This window comes from Brevibacterium sanguinis, from assembly GCF_039528855.1.
GTDB classification, from domain to species: domain Bacteria; phylum Actinomycetota; class Actinomycetes; order Actinomycetales; family Brevibacteriaceae; genus Brevibacterium; species Brevibacterium sanguinis.
In genome coordinates, this window is record NZ_BAAAMB010000006.1 from 61,965 (window position 1) to 79,614 (window position 17,650).

At 68.2% G+C, this 17,650-nt stretch carries 14 protein-coding genes, 1 pseudogene and 1 riboswitch; of the genes and pseudogenes, 7 read left to right on the forward strand and 8 right to left on the reverse strand.

Going from position 1 to position 17,650, the window contains the following annotated elements:
- Positions 1–74: 74 nt before the first annotated feature.
- The 5 genes from ABD154_RS07120 to ABD154_RS07140 all read left to right on the forward strand — a co-directional run bounded on the left by ABD154_RS07120 (position 75) and on the right by ABD154_RS07140 (position 5,681).
- Positions 75–326, forward strand: a complete 252-nt coding sequence (locus tag ABD154_RS07120; RefSeq protein WP_211978327.1) for a BatC protein — start codon at positions 75–77, stop codon at positions 324–326.
- Entirely contained in the window at positions 323–1,531 is a 1,209-nt protein-coding gene (locus ABD154_RS07125) for a cupin domain-containing protein (protein WP_211978326.1), read from the forward strand. Before ABD154_RS07120 ends, ABD154_RS07125 begins: the two co-directional genes overlap by 4 nt.
- A 20-nt stretch (positions 1,532–1,551) precedes the next feature.
- Positions 1,552–2,502, forward strand: a complete 951-nt coding sequence (locus ABD154_RS07130; protein WP_211978325.1) for a sucrase ferredoxin — start codon at positions 1,552–1,554, stop codon at positions 2,500–2,502.
- A gap of 4 nt (positions 2,503–2,506) precedes the next feature.
- Positions 2,507–3,172: a metal-dependent transcriptional regulator gene (locus ABD154_RS07135; RefSeq protein WP_198500340.1), complete on the forward strand. Its 666-nt coding sequence runs from the start codon at positions 2,507–2,509 to the stop codon at positions 3,170–3,172.
- Between the two features lie 543 nt (positions 3,173–3,715).
- Positions 3,716–3,826: riboswitch (SAM riboswitch) on the reverse strand.
- Between the two features lie 118 nt (positions 3,827–3,944).
- Positions 3,945–5,681, forward strand: coding sequence for a thiamine pyrophosphate-dependent enzyme (locus ABD154_RS07140; protein ID WP_232623808.1), 1,737 nt, complete (start codon positions 3,945–3,947; stop codon positions 5,679–5,681).
- A gap of 392 nt (positions 5,682–6,073) precedes the next feature.
- Here the strand turns inward: ABD154_RS07140 and erm are convergent.
- The 8 genes and pseudogenes from erm to ABD154_RS07180 all read right to left on the reverse strand — a co-directional run.
- Positions 6,074–6,832: pseudogene (erm, locus tag ABD154_RS07145) on the reverse strand (23S ribosomal RNA methyltransferase Erm); the annotation flags it as partial.
- A gap of 428 nt (positions 6,833–7,260) precedes the next feature.
- Positions 7,261–7,719: a VOC family protein gene (locus ABD154_RS07150; RefSeq protein WP_211978324.1), complete on the reverse strand. Its 459-nt coding sequence runs from the start codon at positions 7,717–7,719 to the stop codon at positions 7,261–7,263.
- Between the two features lie 26 nt (positions 7,720–7,745).
- Positions 7,746–8,342, reverse strand: a complete 597-nt coding sequence (locus ABD154_RS07155) for an HdeD family acid-resistance protein (protein ID WP_344250814.1) — start codon at positions 8,340–8,342, stop codon at positions 7,746–7,748.
- Positions 8,343–8,405: 63 nt separating this feature from the next.
- Entirely contained in the window at positions 8,406–9,596 is a 1,191-nt protein-coding gene (locus ABD154_RS07160) for a slipin family protein (RefSeq protein WP_344250816.1), read from the reverse strand.
- A 150-nt stretch (positions 9,597–9,746) separates the two neighbouring features.
- On the reverse strand, positions 9,747–10,568 hold the full coding sequence (locus ABD154_RS07165; RefSeq protein ID WP_344250818.1) for a glutamate racemase: 822 nt from the start codon (positions 10,566–10,568) through the stop codon (positions 9,747–9,749).
- Complete coding sequence (locus tag ABD154_RS07170; RefSeq protein WP_344250820.1) at positions 10,565–11,254, reverse strand: HAD domain-containing protein; 690 nt, start codon at positions 11,252–11,254, stop codon at positions 10,565–10,567. Before ABD154_RS07170 ends, ABD154_RS07165 begins: the two co-directional genes overlap by 4 nt.
- A 302-nt stretch (positions 11,255–11,556) precedes the next feature.
- Positions 11,557–13,989 carry an HNH endonuclease signature motif containing protein gene (locus tag ABD154_RS07175; protein WP_344250822.1) on the reverse strand — a complete coding sequence of 811 codons (2,433 nt, stop codon included), beginning with the start codon at positions 13,987–13,989 and terminating at the stop codon, positions 11,557–11,559.
- An 879-nt stretch (positions 13,990–14,868) separates the two neighbouring features.
- The gene (locus ABD154_RS07180; protein WP_198500349.1) at positions 14,869–15,264 is read right to left on the reverse strand and encodes an acyl-CoA thioesterase; all 396 of its coding nucleotides are present in this window, start codon (positions 15,262–15,264) and stop codon (positions 14,869–14,871) included.
- A 172-nt stretch (positions 15,265–15,436) separates the two neighbouring features.
- Between ABD154_RS07180 and ABD154_RS07185 the strand changes: the two genes are divergently transcribed.
- On the forward strand, positions 15,437–16,678 hold the full coding sequence (locus ABD154_RS07185) for a CaiB/BaiF CoA transferase family protein (RefSeq protein WP_232623810.1): 1,242 nt from the start codon (positions 15,437–15,439) through the stop codon (positions 16,676–16,678).
- 118 nt (positions 16,679–16,796) lie between these two features.
- Complete coding sequence (locus tag ABD154_RS07190) at positions 16,797–17,546, forward strand: IclR family transcriptional regulator (protein WP_198500350.1); 750 nt, start codon at positions 16,797–16,799, stop codon at positions 17,544–17,546.
- The last annotated feature ends 104 nt before the right edge of the window (positions 17,547–17,650 follow it).

The following is a 17,650-nucleotide window of genomic DNA, read 5'->3' on the forward strand; positions in this document are numbered from 1 at the left end:
ACGCTGGCCCGCTCCCGGCCAGATCTCAGTGCCGATCGGGTGCCGCCGATGCCATGCGATATCAAGGAGGAATCATGACGGAATCCAACTTCGATCCCAACGAAACCGAAGGCCCGGCCGACGGCGGTGCCGCGGGCACGCCTGGCGTTCACGACGGCGGTGCTGACGGTGGCGCCGAGGGTCCGGCCGACGGCGGAGCCTCGGGCACCCCGGGTGTCCAGGACGGTGGCGCCGACGGCGGTGCCGAAGGTCCGGCCGACGGCGGAGCCTCGGGTGAACCCGGTGTCCACGACGGCGGTGCCGACGGTGGAGCCGACCGGTCTTGAGCAGTCCCACCACTGAGGTCCAGCACCCCGACGCCGCTGCAGGCGCCGGGGTGCTGGAATCCCGGCTCATCGACTGCTCGCGCGAGACCTTCGCCAAGGACTACTGGGGCAGGCGGGCGCTGCTCAGTCGCGGAGTCTCCGACTTCTCCGACCTCTTCTCCTCCCGCGCCGTCGACGAGCTCATCTCCGCCCGCGGCCTGCGCTCCCCGTTCCTGCGCGTCGCCAAGGACGGCGCGACCCTGCCGACGGCGTCCTTCACCTCCCCGGCCGGGGTCGGCGCGACGATCGGCGACCAGCTCGACGACACGAAGCTGTGGAAGCAGTTCCATGCCGGAGCGACCCTCGTCCTCCAGGCTCTGCAGCGCACATGGGAGCCCATCGGCGAGTTCTCGAGCGCGCTCAGCCGCGAACTCGGCAACCCGGTCCAGGCGAACGCCTACATCACCCCGCCGCAGAACCAGGGCTTCGACGACCACTACGACGTCCACGACGTCTTCGTCCTCCAGATCGAGGGCACCAAACGGTGGGTCATCCACGCGCCCGTCTTCGATGCGCCGCTGCGCGACCAGCCGTGGACCGACCGACGCGAGGCCGTGGGCCGGGCGGCGCAGACCGACCCGGTCATCGACGCCGTGCTCGAACCCGGTGACGCCCTCTACCTGCCGCGCGGCTGGCTCCATGCCGCCACCGCCCAGGGCGAGGTCTCCATCCACCTCACCCTCGGCATCCACAACTGGACGCGGTACGGGGTCGCCGAACAGCTCGCGCAGGCGGCGCTCGCCCAGCTCCAGGACGATCCCGCGATGCGGGCGAGTCTGCCGCTCGGGGAGAGCCACCCGAGCCCCGAGGTCCTCGAGGCGATCCGCCAGGCAATGGTCTCCGCGCTCACCGCGGCTGACCCCGGTCCGAGCATCGACCGGATCAGTCGGTCGCAGGCCCGCCCCGCGCCCCTGGGTCCCCTCGCCCAGCATGCGGCGATGCGAGACCTCGACGACGCGTCGCCGCTCACGCTGCGCGCCGGCCTCGATGCCACCCTCGAGGGGAACCGCCTGCGCACCCGGATCGGCTGGTTCGACTTCAGCGACGCCGAGCTGCCCGTCGTCCGCACCCTCCTCGACGGCGATCCGGCGTCGGTCGCCGACATCGGTCGGCCGTTGGCGGAGCGGCTGCTCGCTGCCGGTGCGCTCGTGCCCGCGCTCGGCTGAGCACTGGGGTTGAGGTGACGATGAGCGAGGTCCGGGGCTTCCGCTGCTCGAACGCCGCCCGTGACCGCGGCGACAGCATCGTGGGCACGGCCCCGCGGGGGACGTACTGGGTGCTCATCGAACACCGAGGCGGCTGGCCGATCAACGGCTTCGAGGGCCTCGACATCGACTGGCGCGTGCGGTCCGAGGTCTTCTATGCCGCACAGTCCCTGCGCGCCCGCATCCTCCTCATCCGCCGACCCGGACGGCGCACCCGCGGTGGGCCGGGTGTCTGGGGTGTCATGCACCTCGAGGGTCCCGGCCGCCTCCACCAGATGTGGGGAGAGTGGGAGGACGACTCCGACCTCCTCGCGATCGTCGAGGCACTCGAGGCCTGTGCCGCGCAGTCCGAGACCTTGCAGTCCGAGACCTCACAGTCCGAGACGGGATTGCTGCCGCCGGTCGTCCTCGTCTGCGCCCATGGGCAGCACGATGTCTGCTGTGCGGTGCGTGGGCGACCCGTGGCCGCCGTGCTCGCAGAGCGGTGGCCGGATCTCGTGTGGGAGTGCACCCACGTCGGCGGGGATCGGTTCGCGGCGAACATCCTCGTCGTGCCCGACGGCGTCTACTACGGGGATCTCGATGAGGACACCGCGGTCGACGTCATCGCCGGGCACCTCGCCGATGAGATCGACGGCTTCCACCTGCGCGGCTACACGGATCTCAACTCGCTCGAACAGGTCGCCGTCGCCGCGGTGCTCAAGGAACGGGGCCCGGCCGGACGCTTCGCCTACGGGATCGGCGGCGTCGACTCGGCCGACGGGGTGTGGACGGTGCGGGTCATCGATCGGCGGACCGCCTCGGCGAACGTCGACGTCGACATCACGGTGTCCCGGTCGGACCCGCACTTCCTCACGTGCCGCGGCGTCGAACGCGCCGTCGCCAACGTCTTCACCGTGGTCGGGATGCGTCCCGGCGATCCGCTACGCTGACGACATGCGCGCAGGGGAAGTGTCGGAGGTCAGCCAGGACTATCTCAAGGCGATCTGGTCGGCACGCGAATGGGGCGGGGATCCGATGACCGCGACCGAGCTCGCGCAGCGCTTCGGGACGACGAAGGCCAACGTCACCGAGGTGCTCAAGCGCCTCGACGACCTCGGCCTCGTCAACCGGGTGCCCTACCGGCCACCGGAGCTGACGGCGGCGGGGGAGGAGATCGCGGTGGCGATGGTGCGCCGGCACCGACTCATCGAGACGTTCCTCGTCGAGTCGCTCGGCTACAGCTGGGACGAGGTCCACGATGAGGCGGAGGCGCTCGAGCATGCGGCATCGGACCTGCTCATCGACCGGATCGATGCGTTCCTCGGCCACCCCACCGCGGACCCCCACGGCGATCCGATCCCGGGATCCGATGGGGCTGTGCAGTGCCATGACTCCTCGCTTCTCCTCGCCGAGGCGGTCCCCGGGTCGTACGAGGTCCTGCGGGTCTCCGACGCCGACCCCGAGGTGCTCGCGACCCTCGCCGAGGCGCGCGTGCGCCCCGGCTCGACCGTCGTCGTCAGACGCGCGGCCGCGGGCGGGACGGTCGAGATCGCCGTCATCGGCGCCGCCGGCACCTCCGTCATCGACGCAGCCGCCGCCTCGGCGGTGTATCTGGCCTGAGCGCGCCCCCTCAGGATTCCGGCACGTACTCGAAGACGGCGCCGAGGCACTGCGGAAGGTATGGCGGCGATCAGCCCCTGCGGTGAGGGAACAGCCGCTCCCCATAGAGCAGACACAGAGTCGTGGCATCCCGCGGAGAGAACTCTTCGTCGAGGACGAGCCGCGGCCACGGCTGCCACAGCACTGACTCATACGGAGTGCCCGGCAAAGATCGTGGGTGCGTGACCTGGCGACGGTGCGGGTGCGACGTGAACGCGCTGGCCTCGATCGATGTGAAGGTTCGGAACAGCGATTCGTAGAGGACCGGCGTGAATCCGTCGTCTCGAGCGGCGGTCGCAACTGTCACCCACGCGGGAACTCCCAGGGGTCGACCCTCTTCGAGAGTCGTCCACATCACCGCTTTGATCCCCGCCGGACGAGGATCAGGCGAATGGCGAATGAGGACTCGGCACCAGTGCAGAGCGTCCTGCGGGGAGAAGTCGGTCCACATGTCATGGCGTTCTGGCAGCATTGTGCGGCCTTTCTCGGGTGACGGGCCACCCGGATCGAGTCTTGCCCTGCCGTGCGGCGCGGGCCCGTTCTTCCCCTGGGGCACCCGGTCGATGACGGGTTGCCGTGTGGCCGGCCAGGTACCGTTGGCCACAGCTCGCGAACGTGATACCGATGCTATCCCACCCCACTGTCACGGTCAGGTCACTCACCGACAACCCTCTTCAGAAGTTCGAAAATCAGGACTAGGCTCGAAGACAACGTCGAAAGTGAGGGACAGATCATGGCGCGAACAGTGGCTGACGACCTATGGCACATGCTCATCCAGGCCGGCGTGAAGCGATGCTACGGAATCGTCGGGGACGCACTCAATCCGACGATCGATGCACTCGCCCGACACCCGGAGATCGAGTTCATCCACGTCCGACACGAGGAGTGGGGCACGTTCGCCGCCTCGGCGGACGCCCAGCTCAGTGACGGTCCCGTCGTCGTCTGCGGCACGGCAGGCCCCGGTGTCACCCACCTCCTCAACGGCCTGCTCGACGCCTTCCATGAGATGGCCCCGGTCATCGCGATCGCCGGTGACGTCGAGACGAACATCATCGACACCGAGGCGATCGAGGAGGTCAGTCCGTACGACCTGTTCCGCACGGCCTCGCTCTACACCGGTCGCGTCGTCAACCCGACCCAGGCGCGCGCGGTCTTCCAGCAGGCGATCACCGTCGCCACCGAGGAGCACGGTCCCACGGTCATCGCCCTGCCCGGTGACGTCGCCCATGCGAAGTCGCCGCTCGCAGAGCCCGCGGTCTACGCCTCTTCCCGCGGTTCTGTCCTCACCCCGCACGACGAGGACGTCCAGGCCGTCGCCGATCTCATCAACGGCCACGACCGGGTCTTCCTCTTCGGCGGCAACGGCACGGCCGGGGCCGTCGACCTCGTCAAGCAGCTCTCCGACAAGGCCAAGGCGCCCGTCGGCTTCACGCTCAAGGGCAAGAACTGGCTCGAGGCCGACAATCCCAACGCCGTCGGCATGACCGGCCTGCTCGGATACGGGGCGGCGGCCGACTGCATCAAGCACGCCGATGTCATGCTCATGCTCGGGGCCGACTTCCCGTTCCCCGACTTCCTCGACCGCGGTCACGCGGCGATCGTCCAGGTCGACAACACCCCCTCCCACCTGGGTCGTCGAGTGGCACTCGAGCTGGCGATCCCCGCCGACGTCGGCGTCTTCCTCGAGAAGCTCCTCCCGCTCATCGAGCCGAAGCGAAACGACGAGTTCCTCCGCACCGCACAGCACGTCACCGAGAGCTGGCGGAAGCGCCTGCGCCACTACGTCGACGGGGGCGAGAAGCGCTCGCCGATCCGACCCGAATACCTCGCGTCCGTGCTCGACGACCTCCTCGACGACGATGCGATCGTCACCGCCGACACCGGCACCTCGGTGATCTGGGTCGCCCACCAGATGAGCTTCGGCGGTGATCGGTTCCAGTTCGGGTCGTACTCATGGGCGTCGATGGCCGACGCCTCGCCGTATGCGTTCGGGGCGACCAAGGCGCTGCCCGGACGGCAGGTCGTCGCCCTCTGCGGGGACGGCGGGTTCTCGATGCTCGGCCTCGGCGACCTGCTCACCGAGCGCCAGCACAGGTCGCCGATCGTCCACGTCATCCTCAACAACGAGGAGCTCGACTTCGTCAACATCGAACAGCAGGAGGCCGGGTTCCGACCCTGGGGCACCGAGTTCCCGGCCGCGAACTATGCGGCGATCGCCGAGGGATTCGGCGTCAAGGGCATCCGCTGCGAGGACCCCGCGCGCCTGCGCGACCAGATCGCCGAGGCGCTCGCCCACAAGGACGGACCGGTCGTCGTCGATGTCGTCGTCGACAAGCGCGCGCTCGCCCTGCCGTCGACCATCAACGCTGACCTCGTCGGCAAGTTCACTCTCAGCGTCTTCAAGCGGGCCCTCCGCGGGGAGATCCCCGAGCTGTGGGACGAGGCGAAGGACAACATCAGGCTGCTGTGAGGGCGGAACAGCCCTGCGGGTCCACCCGATCCGGATGGACCCGCAGGGTCGGCTCACCCCTGGCGGCGCGGCAGGTTCCAGCGCGGCTGCGGCTGGGACCTCTTGCCGTGCTGGGGCATGTAGCCGCGCTCGGCCTGGAGATGAGCCTTGTCATGGCTCTTCGCCGAGTTGTCGGCACCGGGGATCGGAGCCTCGAGCCGAGCCGGCGCCTCGGCGCCGACAATGGGCATCTCCCCGGTGATCACCGGCTGGGATCCGGTGATCGGGGCGGACTCCGCGACCGCCTCGGCGAGGGATTTCTGGTCTGCGGGCTTCTTCGCTCCGCTGCCGTTCTTCTTCTGCATTGTCTCTTCCTTTCCTTGTGCCGTCGTCGGCGTGGTGGTCCTGTCAGCGGCCAGCGCCGTATAGAGTCCGGCCCACTGTGCGGGGGTGAGTTCGCGTGGCAAGGCGTCTCCTCTGATGTCGTTGCGGTCCATGGTCGATTGCAGGTGGGGTCGATCGGTGAGCTTCATGTGCGTGAGGATCCCTTTCATTCCGCGTCCGCGACCGGTGAAGGCCGCTCGGACGAACTGCTGGTAGGAGGCCCGATCCCGGTGCGGGACCAGTCCGGTCGCGAGGCGTTCGACGGTGAGCAGGCCGCCGTCGACGCTCGGTCTGGGGGTGAACGCGTGCGCGGGCACGCGGGTGATGAGGCGGAAGTCGAACCACGGACTCCACTGCGCGGTCATCATCGTCGATCCGCCGATCCCGGCGCGCTTGCGCGCGACCTCCCACTGCGTGAGCAGGATCGCCGACTGCCACGTGCGGGCACGGAGCAGGCGCCGGAGGATGGGCGTCGTGAGGTGGAAGGGCAGGTTGCCGACGACCACCTCGGCGTCGAGGTCGGTGCTCAGAGCATCGGCGTGCCTGACGCGGGCGCGGGGGAAACGGTGGGCAAGGGTCTCAATCCTCGTTTCGTCGATCTCCACGAGCGTGAGCGGTCGGCCGAGCCGGTCGAGCTCCGCAGTGACCGCTCCGGCCCCGGGTCCGATCTCGAGGATCGAACCGCTGGTGGCCCGGGCGAGGCCCGCGATCGTGGCGATGGTCTGGCGTGAATGCAGGAAGTTCTGGCCGAGTTCGTGTCGGCCGCCTGCCTGGGAATGGGGTCGCATGATGTGGCGCTCCAGAAGTGGAATGGAGAGCACCCAAGGCTGCGCGCTGCGTCGTCGCTGGTGACAGCGGTTCAGCGGAGGCCCGGATGCCGATGGTCTTCCGGGAGGACAGCGCGCAGCAGCGTTATCGGTGACGAACCGATCCGATGGATCGGGAGTTCCTGACGGTGTGGCTGTCGGGGACAGTCACGAGGGACCGCCTCGGCGAGGTCGGCGGGGAGTCGGGCCCTGAGCCGGGCTCAGCGGCGGACTCGGTCGAACGACCGGAGGAGGTGAGGAACGTGCGCGCTGTCAGGCGCGGCGGTCACGGATGTAGGCGATGCCGGACGCAGTCACTGCGCAGCGAATCAATGTACCCATGGTCATCAAGCTAGCACAGGTCCGCGCACGGGGGCCAGGGTGATCGCCGAGGTGGCCGGCGGTCGCGATCATTCCGCAGCGTCGGGACCGGTACCGGCCTCGCGGCCGTCGGCGTCCGGATCCGGTGCGACGAGGTTGAGCTGCCACGACACCCCGTACCGGTCGTTGAGCCACCCGAAGGGCCCGAATCCGTAGTCCCCGAGCGGCATGAGCGCGCGCCCCTCCTCGCCGAGGAGGCCGGTCCACAGTCGGTCGAGCTCGGTCTGCGAGGTCACGCGGTAGAACAGGGACGTCGACGGGGTGAAGTCGAAGCCGTGCCGGACCGAGCTGTCGATGATGGCGATCTGCTCGTCGGCGATCGCGAACCGCGCGAGCCGCACCTTGCCGGCCATGCCGGGAGTCTCCGGCCCGTACCGGTCGATCATGAGGAGCTCACCGCCGAAGAGGTCGATGTAGAAGTTCAGGGCCTCCTCGGCGCGGCCGTTCTGGAACATGAGGAACGGGGCGAGCTGCTGGATGTCCGACATCGGTGAGGGTCCTGTCGCTGAGGGAGTCATTCGATGACTTCGCCGCTGATGATCTCTCCGCCGCCGTCGCCTCGGCGGTTGATGTGCGGGTCGGCGGCGATGCGGGCTTCGAGTTTCCGCAGGCGCCAGCCGAGCCAGACGAGGGCGATGCCGACGAGGGCGATGAAGATCGAGAGGGTGACGACGAGGGCGGCGATGCCGGCCTCGGGGGCGAAGAGGAAGAAGCCGCCGATGACGATGCCGACGACGCTGATGATCGTCAGCAGCCACCACGCACGCACGCCGAGCTGGCGCACGAAGACGGAGATGCCGATGCCGAAGGTGCTCACGGCGATGATCGTCAGGCCCGCGAGGACGGTGACGACGGCGGCGAAGAGCATCGGGGCGAGGAAGACGATGGCGGCGAAGGCGAGCATGAGGATCGTCCGCAGGATGCGGCCGCCGCCGCGGGTGCCGCGCGGGGCGAGGACGAGCGAGGTGATGGCGATGAGCGCGACCCAGCAGGCGAAGATCCGGGCGACCACCTCGGCGGTCGCGCCGGGCCAGACCATCATGAGGACTCCGACGGCGAGGGCGATGACGCCATTGACGATGACGGCGGTTCCGGTGCGTTTGAGGTCCATGGACCAAGCGTAGTCAGCGGGGATGGAAGGAGTCTGAACGCTGGGAATCGCGGGCGGTCTCGGTCACGTCGGCTGGCGGTGGTCCCTCGTCACCGAGTCCCAGCCGACGACGGGCGGCGGTGTGGGTTCGGAGCCGACGGCCGGTCCGAAGCACGGTGCCTGGGCGGGAGGTGCAGGTGTGTCCGCCGAGGCGGTCGGCTCGTCTGCGCTCTGTGCCTCGTGATCCTGCCTTTCCTCGTCGCCGGCGTCGGAGCGCACCGTCTGCGACAGTGCGCGGACCATGCTGTCGAGCTCCTCGAGGGAGTAGCCGGTCGTCTTCATGAACTCGGCGATGGTGATGTCGCGGGTGCCGGTCAGCCCGGTGAGCCGGTCATGGTCACCCGCTGCGGTGTCGATCGCCTCGCGGATGCGCTGAGCGGCCGGTGCGTCCGCGTCAGCCGAGTGGTCCGAGCCGTCCGCGCTGTCGTCGGCACGGCCCTGCCGGTCCGCCGGCCTCGGCGAGTTCGATTCGAGGAAGCGGAGCAGTTCGACGGGGAACGGCAGGACGAGTGTCGAGTTCCGCTCCGAGGCGACTTCGACGATCGTCTGCAGGAGACGCAGCTGGAGGGCTGAGGGCGTCTCCGACATCGCGCTCGCGGCCTGGGCAAGCTTGTTCGACGCCTGGAGTTCGCCGTCGGCGACGATGATGCGCGAGCGGCGTTCGCGTTCGGCTTCGGCCTGCCGGGACATTGAGCGCTTCATCGCCTCGGGCAGGGCGACGTCCTTGATCTCGACGCGGTCGATGTGGATGCCCCAGTCGACGGCGGGGCTGTCGATCATGATCGCCAGGCCCTGGTTGAGGCGTTCGCGGTTCGTCAGCAGGTCGTCGAGTTCGCTCTGGCCGATGATCGACCGCAGCGATGTCTGGGCGACCTGACCGACGGCGAGCCGGTAGTCCTCGACGTCGACGATCGCGCGGCGCGGGTCGACCACTTTGAAGTAGATGACGGCGTCGACGCGGACGGTGACGTTGTCGCGGGTGATGCCGTCCTGTGCGGGGATCGGCATCGTGATGATCTGCAGGCTGACCTTCTGCAGGTGATCGACGAACGGGATGATCGCGGTGAGCCCGGGATCCCGCGCATCGCTGGTGACGCGGCCGAAGCGGAAGACCACGCCGCGTTCGTACTGTTTGACGATCTTGAGGCTGTTGCCGAGCGTGATGGCTCCGACGGCGACCAGTCCGAGAAGGATGTAGAGGAACAACATCGTCATCGCCCCCTTGCGACGCTTGCTGGTCCTTTCAACGGTAGCACCGCTCTGGTCAGATGAACCCGTCTCATCTACAATGCCCGGCGGATTGTCGACAGGTGTGAAGATTCGGCGGTGACGCAGCGGGAATGGTGTCAGACAGTGGGGATGGTGTCAGGCAGCGGCTTCGCGGGCGAGGAGACGACGCCCTGCCGGGTAGGCGGCCAGGGTGTCGGGGAGGCGGATGCGCCGTCCCGAGGCATAGGTCGCGATGATCTCGCCGAGGCGGTCCTCGGCTTCCGCTCCCACCTGACCGTCGGCGGTCACGATGGGGATCTGCGCCGTGGCGGTCTCGACGCCGAGGCGGCGCAGCGTCTGCTTGGCCACGGGCACGGGGGAGTCGAAGAGGGTGATGCCGGCGCGGGCGGCCATGATCCGGTCGGCGACGAGTCCGTAGTGCGTGCACCCGAGGACGATCGCCTCGGTGCCGGGGTCCATCTGGGCCAGAGCCGCGTCGATGGCGGCGTCGATCGTCGGCATGTCCGCGTCGTTGATCGCCTCGGCGAGTCCGGGGCAGGCGATCTTCGCCACCGTGAGGTCGCCGGCGAAGGAGTCGATGAGGTCCTGCTGATAGGCGCTGCCGGTCGTGGCCGGGGTCGCCCAGATGGCGAAGTCTTCGCCGGTGCCGGCCGCCATCTTCACGGCGGGGACGGTTCCGATGACGGGAATCGTCGGTTCGTAGCGGGCCCGGACCGCGTCGAGGGCCTGCACCGAGGCGGTGTTGCAGGCGATGACGATCGCGTCGGGTTCCCAGTCGGCGAGCACCGCCGCCGAGGCGAGGGCCCGCTCCTCGAGGGCCTGCGGGCTGAGGCTGCCGTAAGGGGTGAAATCGGGGTCCATGGCGAGGACGAGGTCGGCCTGCGGGGCGAGACTGAAGAGAGCGTCGGCGGTTCCGAGGAGCCCGAGACCCGAGTCGAGCAGTCCGATGCGCGTCATGATTCCTCTTTCGCGGCGGAATCGGTGGGGACATCGCTATCAGTGGGGACATCTCTGTGGGAGGGAGCGTCCGCCTCGGCGACAGTGTCGTCTTCGCTCTGGTTCTCGCGGACGATCGGCTGCGGGCGGGGGTGCGCGAAGTCCTTGATCTCCTTGAGGTGGGCGCGGGTGAGCCCTTGGGCGAACTCGGGGGCGATGATCTTCAGGCGGTCGGAGGAGTAGCGGTCGACGAAGTAACGCCGTGTCGTCGGGGCGGCGAGATCGTCGTCGACCCACACGGCCTTCTGGGGTTCGTGGGTGTCGAGCCAGTCCTCCATCGCTCGCGCCTTCCACCACAGCTGCGGGTCGTTGGCATAGCGGTTGTGGGTGTCGTCGGGCATCTCGATGACGTCGAAGGAGTTGCGCATCCCGAACTTCGGTTCGAGTTCGGTTTTGCAGCGCTGCGACCACGTCGAGAGCCAGACGATGTCGACCTCATGGGTCTCGACGAGGCGATCGAAGAAGGCGATGACCGACGGTCGGTAGTGGAGTTCGTAGTCCCACGCCTGGAGCTTCTTGCGCCCTTCGGTCATGAGACGCAGCGCCGGTACGGGGTAGGAGTTGAGCACTCCGTCGACATCGAGGAAAATGGTGACGTGGCGGGCCTGCCGACGCGCCGAGACCGGCGACGGTGATGCAGCTGCCATCGTTCCTTCCTGTGTCGGGGGCGACCCGGTAGCCTGGCGGCAGGTCTGTGACGTGTTTCAGAATACCGTTCGAAGCTGAGGACTGAGGAAGTCGGGGCGCCATGCACCGAGAGGCGTTGGCATGTATCGCGAGGTGAGGATCCCGCGGCTGCGTGCGGTGCGGTTGGTGTCATCGTCCTGTTCCCATGCATGAGGGTGGCGATGAATGGTTGAAGCGAGGTCGTGATCCGGTTCCGGAGATCGACCGAATCAGGCCTCGACCGAATAAGGGCCGTGAAGTGCCGCTGGCCGTCGATCCAGATTCAGAAGGGTGGGGCTTCGCCGTTGTCCCAGACCCATTCCTGTTGCGCGGGGTTCTTCCATCGGATGCCGCCTGTCCGTGGCATCCACCCCGGAGTTCCGTCCTCGCCACCTGCCGGCCCTGGGCATTCGGGTCCGGTGCGCACTTCGCCACGGGCCGACGTCGCATCGGGTGGGTCAACGACCAGCGGTGGAATGCCGGGAGCATCGAGGTCGTCATCGAGGCTGCTCGCGCCGGGACTGCTCGTGCCGGGACTGCTTGTGAACGGGTCGTCCGGGTCTCCGGCGAGGCTGTTCGTGTCGGAATCATCAGTGTTGCTGACGGCGTCGGGCCGATCACCGGTACTGCTGGTGATGCCGGTGCTGCTGCTGGTGAGGGTGTTGATGAGGCGTGCGTTCTCGACGTTGACAGGGTTGTCCCCTGGGCGAGCGGTGACGCGGGTGCCGTGGGCGAATGTGTATTCGGCGATTCCCGGAGTTCTCATTCGCACGGTAAGGAGCCGGTCGGTCTTCTGCTGGTGGTGCTGTTTGCAGAGGGGGTGGAGATTGCCGAAGACGGTCAGGCCCCCGACGTCCGGGTTGTCGTGATTGAACGGGTCAATGTGGTCGATCTCCGCGGTCGCGGCACGGCGGCGGCATCCGGGCACAGTGCACCATTGCCATTGCGCGGCCAACGTCGTTCTCACGGGTGTGGGGATGTGGTAAGTCTTGGCTTTCGCGTTGATGGGGGTGCCGGTGACGGGATCGGTGAGGATTCTGGTCCAGGTACGGCAGGTCCCGGCGATGAGTCGGGCTTGGTCAGCGGGCAGAGGGGTGCCGTCGGGCAGGGTTCCGGGCAGGTTGCTGTGGCCGGTGAGGGTGGTGCAGGGCACGGAGATGAGCATGCGTGCCTGCATGGCCATCCAGTAGGGGCTGGTGGGCGCTTCGAGGGTGAGGGAGAACAGAGATCGTCCCTGGTCGTCGAGTCCGGCGTCGGTGATGCGGGTCAGAGCCGCCCGCAGCGCGGCACTCGGTGACCGCGGCGGCGGAGGAGGCGACTCTTCGTCGACTTCGTTGTCGTCGTTGCCGGCTATCCCGGGGACTGTTGGTGCTGATGCATCGTCGTGATCGTCCGAGTGACTCGATCCGGTCTCTGCATCCTCGGTGGGCGCTGTCTCTGTGTCGCCGGCGACTGCCTCGGCGGTGGTGTCGTCTGTCGGGCCGGCGTTGCCGGAAGGGACCTCGTGGTGGGGCAGGCCTGCTGCGTTGGCGGCAGTGGTGATGGCGGTGGCGATATCGTCCATTGTGGCCGCGGTGTCGAGGTCGAGAGGAATGCTGCGGTCCGCGGTGGCTCCGGTGTCGGTGTCGTGGGCGCGGATGGTCAGGTTCAGGCGCGGGGTGGTGCTGGTGAGGATGTCGAACATGAGGGCATCGATGCTGCGGACGTCCTCGATGGCGGCGTCTTCAGGGAGTTGGTCGGCGAAGGCGGCGGTGTTGCCGGCGCGGATGGCTTTGGCGAAGGCTTCGATGCGCAGGTAGCACGCGTGGAGTTCGAGGGCGGATCCGGTGAGCATCAGGCATGCGGTGCCGTCGTCGTGGGTGGTCAGTGACACTCGTCGGCGCTGATGGGCGGTCTGGGTGCGGTCGTCTGCCGGTTCGATGACGTTGATCTTCAGGGACAGTGACTTCCTGAAAGTTTGGATGGTCACGTCGGGGCGGCGCTGGCACAGGTAGTCGTCGATGAGGGGCAGGTGGCGGAAGGCGACGTTGCCGCAGAGGCGGGTGGCTGCCAGGGCGTGCTCGATGGTGAAGTCTCCGGCTTGGCAGCGGGCGTGGAATTTCGGGAGGCCGTGGATGAGGGTCATGGCGTCGGTGACGTGGCTGTAGGTGTGCGCGATGGTGGTGCCGCGGATCGCGGTGAGTTCGGCGATGTCTTCGGCGTGGGAGTAGGTGTGGACCCAGGCGTTGAAGGTGCGGTCGGGGGCGAAGCGGGGAAACCCGGGCAGTGCCGGTGGCGCGAGCTCCTGGGCCTGCGGGTCCGGAATGGAATTGCCTGCCGAACCGGCCTGTGAGTCGGTGCCGGCCTGGCCCGCGTCATTGGGAGCATCATCGCCACCACCGAGAGCGGCGTCCCCGTCCCCGGTGTCAGCGTCGCTGTCGCCATCGGTGACCCAGTCGGCGGTGCAGCCCTGAGCTCGCGCGAAGCGGCGGACGGTCTCGGTGAAGGCGGCGTGTTGGTAGGGGGCGCCGGGGCGGGGATTGAGGAGATTGAGGTGGGCGATCGTGTCGGTGAGGAAGAGGCTGGCGGTGGTCTCGAGCGCGGCGAGTTGGGCCTGGTCGCTGGCGGCGTAGACGGTGAAGGCCGCGGCGTAGGGGGAGGAGGCGTCGATGTCGACACGGGCCGGAAGAGGGCCAGGTGTGTCTCCGGAAGGAGCGGATGCGATTGTGTCGGTCACTGGGTTTCACCTGTCTTCCCACGTCAGCGTGGCTGATAACAAGAGTGTAGTTCACGTCACAATCAATGTCAATGGGTATTTCGAAACTCGTTCGAACTAATGATTCATTCATTTCGTGGTGCTCAGTGATTTTCAGGCGCGGAGATCGTCGTCGTGAGGTGCTGTGAGGGTGTGCTCAGCGGACGTGTGCGGCGGCGTGAGGGCGTGGGAGCGTGCGAGCCGATCGGGGGCTGTGCCGTGATTGTGAGGCCTCACAGGCGAGCCTGATGAGAGTGCGGGCAGAGGTGAGCAGAGGCGGAATCCTTCTGAAGCAGGGGACCCCTCAGGAGGGTGGTCGAAGGCCCGCGGTCGATTCAACTGTCCTGTTCAAGTTCGCTCTGTGCGCGTTGCTTTGCATCGGCCCACTGAGTGAATTGGTCGCTCGCTGCAGGTCTGGCCCGCTGCTTCGCGTGGGCGCAGCGCTGCTCCGCAAAGCCGCCGTTCCGCGTTGCCCCGCAGAGCCGCGGCTCCGGGCCGTGCTGCAATGCGTGGCTGCACCGTCTAGGCGCGCCTCAACTCCCCGCGGGCATTTCGTGGCCCCGCGCAGCTGCAACTCCGCGTTGCTCCGCTGAGCTGTAAAGCCATTGGGCCAGCGCAGGCGCGCCGCAACTCCGCGCGGGCACAGCGCAACTTCGCGCGGGCACGGCGTCGCTCCATAAAGCCGCAGCTCTACCCTGCGTGGCCGCTTCAACGCTTCGTGCGTGCACAATTCACTTCTGCGCCGCGCAGCCGTCCCGCACAATCGCTCCGCCGCTTCGCACAGCCGCTCCGCAGCCCCAACCCTGCCCCGCGCAGTCGCAACTCTGCTCCGCACCGGTGCTGTACTGCGAAGCCGCTGCTTTACTCCGCGAGGTAGGGCTCGAAGACGGCGCGGACCTCGTCGGTGAGGGGAGTGGGCCGGCCGGTCTCGCGGTCGATGTGGACGAGGACGACGTCGGAGTCGAAGACCTTCCGTCCGCTCTGGTCGCCGCGGGTGCTGATCGTGAACGACGAGTTTCCGATCTTCTTGACCACGGCGGTGAGCTTGAGCTCCGGGCCGTACATGACGGGCACGAGGTAGTCGATCGACTGGTGGGCGACGAGCAGTCCGCCCGAGGTGATGTGCGATGCCCTGACGTGGTGCATCCAGCGGACCCGGCACTCCTCGATGAGTGTGATCATCCGGGCATTGTTGACGTGGCCGAGCAGATCCTGATCGGACCACCGCACCTCGGGAGAGTACTCGAACGTCCTCACGGCCACCCCTTCCGTTCCTGTCGGGCACGACACTTCGCGTGTCGGCAACGACGATTACTTCGCCTGTCGGCAACGACGATTCCGCCGCTGTGCGTCATTGTCGAAACTGATCGAACGTTCTACAGTAAATCAGGATCTGTCGGCGAAGGTGAAATCGACGAAAGGGAGATCAATGGAGATGCCACCAGGAGCGGGCCCGTCGAGCGCAGGAGCAGGCTCGGCGAGCGCCGACGACAATGACGCGAACCGTGCCCCCGCGACCTCATACGGCACAAACCCTGCCCCCACCACCCCGTCCCCCGGCATGCTCGCCGGGGTGCGCGTCCTCGACCTCGGCGGTATCGGACCGGGTCCGTTCGCGACGATGATGCTCGCCGACCTCGGCGCCGAGGTGATCCGCCTCGACCCGCCGACGAGCATCGGTCAGCCGATGAATCCCGTCCTCGACCGGGGCAAGCGCTCGGTGACCGCGGACTTCAAGACCGCCGAGGGCATCGCGCTGGCCAAGGCGATCGCCGCCGGCAGCGACATCGTCGTCGAGGGCTTCCGGCCCGGCGCTGCCGAGCGCCTCGGCCTCGGGCCCGACGACCTGCGCGCTCTCAACCCCGCCCTCGTCTACGGGCGGATCACCGGCTACGGACAGGACGGCCCGAAGGCCCAGAAGGCCGGCCACGACCTCGGCTACATCGCCTCGACGGGACTCCTCGCCCAACTCGGCCGCGCCGACGGACCGCCGCAGTTCCCGGCCAATCTCCTCGGCGACTTCGGGGGAGGGGGCATGCTCCTCGTCGTCGGCGTGCTCGCCGGCCTCACGCATGCCCGCGCCACCGGCGAGGGCACCGTCGTCGACGCCGCGATGGTCGACGGCGCCAACCTCCTCTACGCGATGATGCACGGGTTCGCCGCGATGGGCATCTGGCGCCACGACGCCCGCGGCCGCAACCTCCTCGACTCCGGGGCGCCGTTCTACGACGTCTACCCGACTGCCGACGGCAGACACCTCTCCGTCGCCTGCATCGAGCCGCCGTTCTTCGCCGCGTTCGTCCGCGCGCTCGACCTCGAGGACGATCTCCCCGAGCCGCTGGGCACCCTCGACCACTGGAACCCGCAGCACTGGCCGGCCCTGCGCGCCCTCATCGCCCCAGCGATCGCCGCCCGCAGCCTCGCCGAGCTCGACGACCTCTTCACCGGTGTCGACGCGTGCGTCGAACCCGTGCTGACGATGGCCGAGGCGAAGCACGACGAGCACAACCGGGCCCGCGGTCTCTTCGCAACTGATGCCGCCGGTGTCGACCAGCCCAGCCCCGCCCCGAGGTTCGGTGGCACGAGTGCCCCGGAGCCGCCTCGGCGCGCTCCGCAGATCGGGGACGACACCGCCGCGGTCGCCGCGGAACTCAGCGCAGACCGCACGTGACCTGCAACGCAACCGTGTGCCAATCGTGACCTGCGGCCCAAATCGGGTGCGGTAGTGTGAATGGCGCCGGAGGGTCGAGAACCGCCCGGCGCCCCTTTCCCCGACGGAGCGAAGCAGTATGAGCAATGGGACCCAGTCGATCGATCGAGCCGCAGAGATCTTGTCGCTGGTCGTCAAGGCCGACGACCCGATCTCGTTCACCGAGGTGGTCGAGGCCACGGAGCTCGCCCGGTCGACCGTCTCCCGCCTGCTCTCCGCGCTCGAGCGCAACGGCCTCGTCGAACGCAACGCCGAGGGTCACTTCCGCGGCGGCTCCCTCTTCGCGACGTACGCCTCCCGCTTCGATCGGGTCGAGGCGCTCGTCGCCGCCGCCGACCCCATCCTCCAGCGTCTGAGCGAGGAGACCGGCGAGACCGTCAACCTCGCCGTGCCGAGCTCGAACGCCGTCGTCCAGATCGCGCAGGTCGACTCGACGTACGTCCTCGGGGCGACGAACTGGGTCGATGTGAAGGTGCCCTCCCACGCCTCGGCGCTGGGGAAGGTGATGTTCGCATTCCGCGCGATCCCCGTGCCGACGGGGCGTCTCGAACGCCTCACCCCGCGCACGCTCGGATCGCGGAAGGAGCTGCTCGCCGACCTCGCCGAGGTGCGCGACCGCGGGTTCGCGATCGTCCACGAGGAGTTCGAGCCGGGTCTCGACGCCCTCGCCGCCCCCGTGCTCGGCACCGATGACCAGGTCATCGCCGCCGTCGGCATCTCCGGCCCGACGATGCGCATCGCCGAGCACCACGACCGGTTCGGTGAGCTCCTCATCGCCGAGGCGGGGCTGCTGTCCCGCAGCCTCAAACGCAAGGTCAGCCACCGGTAGGCTCGGCGGGGAGGTGCGGGCGTCGTCCCGCACCGAGGCGGTCGATCGTGTCGTCCGGAAGTGCGGTCGACGACTAGAACCTCACCGATTCAGAACCTCACCGG

Coding starts and splice junctions, on each gene's coding strand:
- ABD154_RS07165 (WP_344250818.1), bottom strand. CDS start 10,568: ATGACGCGCATCGGACTGCTCGACTCGGGTCTCGGGCTCCTCGGAACC.
- ABD154_RS07155 (WP_344250814.1), bottom strand. CDS start 8,342: ATGGACCTCAAACGCACCGGAACCGCCGTCATCGTCAATGGCGTCATC.
- ABD154_RS07120 (WP_211978327.1), top strand. CDS start 75: ATGACGGAATCCAACTTCGATCCCAACGAAACCGAAGGCCCGGCCGAC.
- ABD154_RS07190 (WP_198500350.1), top strand. CDS start 16,797: ATGAGCAATGGGACCCAGTCGATCGATCGAGCCGCAGAGATCTTGTCG.
- ABD154_RS07185 (WP_232623810.1), top strand. CDS start 15,437: ATGGAGATGCCACCAGGAGCGGGCCCGTCGAGCGCAGGAGCAGGCTCG.
- ABD154_RS07170 (WP_344250820.1), bottom strand. CDS start 11,254: ATGGCAGCTGCATCACCGTCGCCGGTCTCGGCGCGTCGGCAGGCCCGC.
- ABD154_RS07130 (WP_211978325.1), top strand. CDS start 1,552: ATGAGCGAGGTCCGGGGCTTCCGCTGCTCGAACGCCGCCCGTGACCGC.
- ABD154_RS07140 (WP_232623808.1), top strand. CDS start 3,945: ATGGCGCGAACAGTGGCTGACGACCTATGGCACATGCTCATCCAGGCC.
- ABD154_RS07150 (WP_211978324.1), bottom strand. CDS start 7,719: ATGTCGGACATCCAGCAGCTCGCCCCGTTCCTCATGTTCCAGAACGGC.
- ABD154_RS07135 (WP_198500340.1), top strand. CDS start 2,507: ATGCGCGCAGGGGAAGTGTCGGAGGTCAGCCAGGACTATCTCAAGGCG.
- ABD154_RS07160 (WP_344250816.1), bottom strand. CDS start 9,596: ATGACGATGTTGTTCCTCTACATCCTTCTCGGACTGGTCGCCGTCGGA.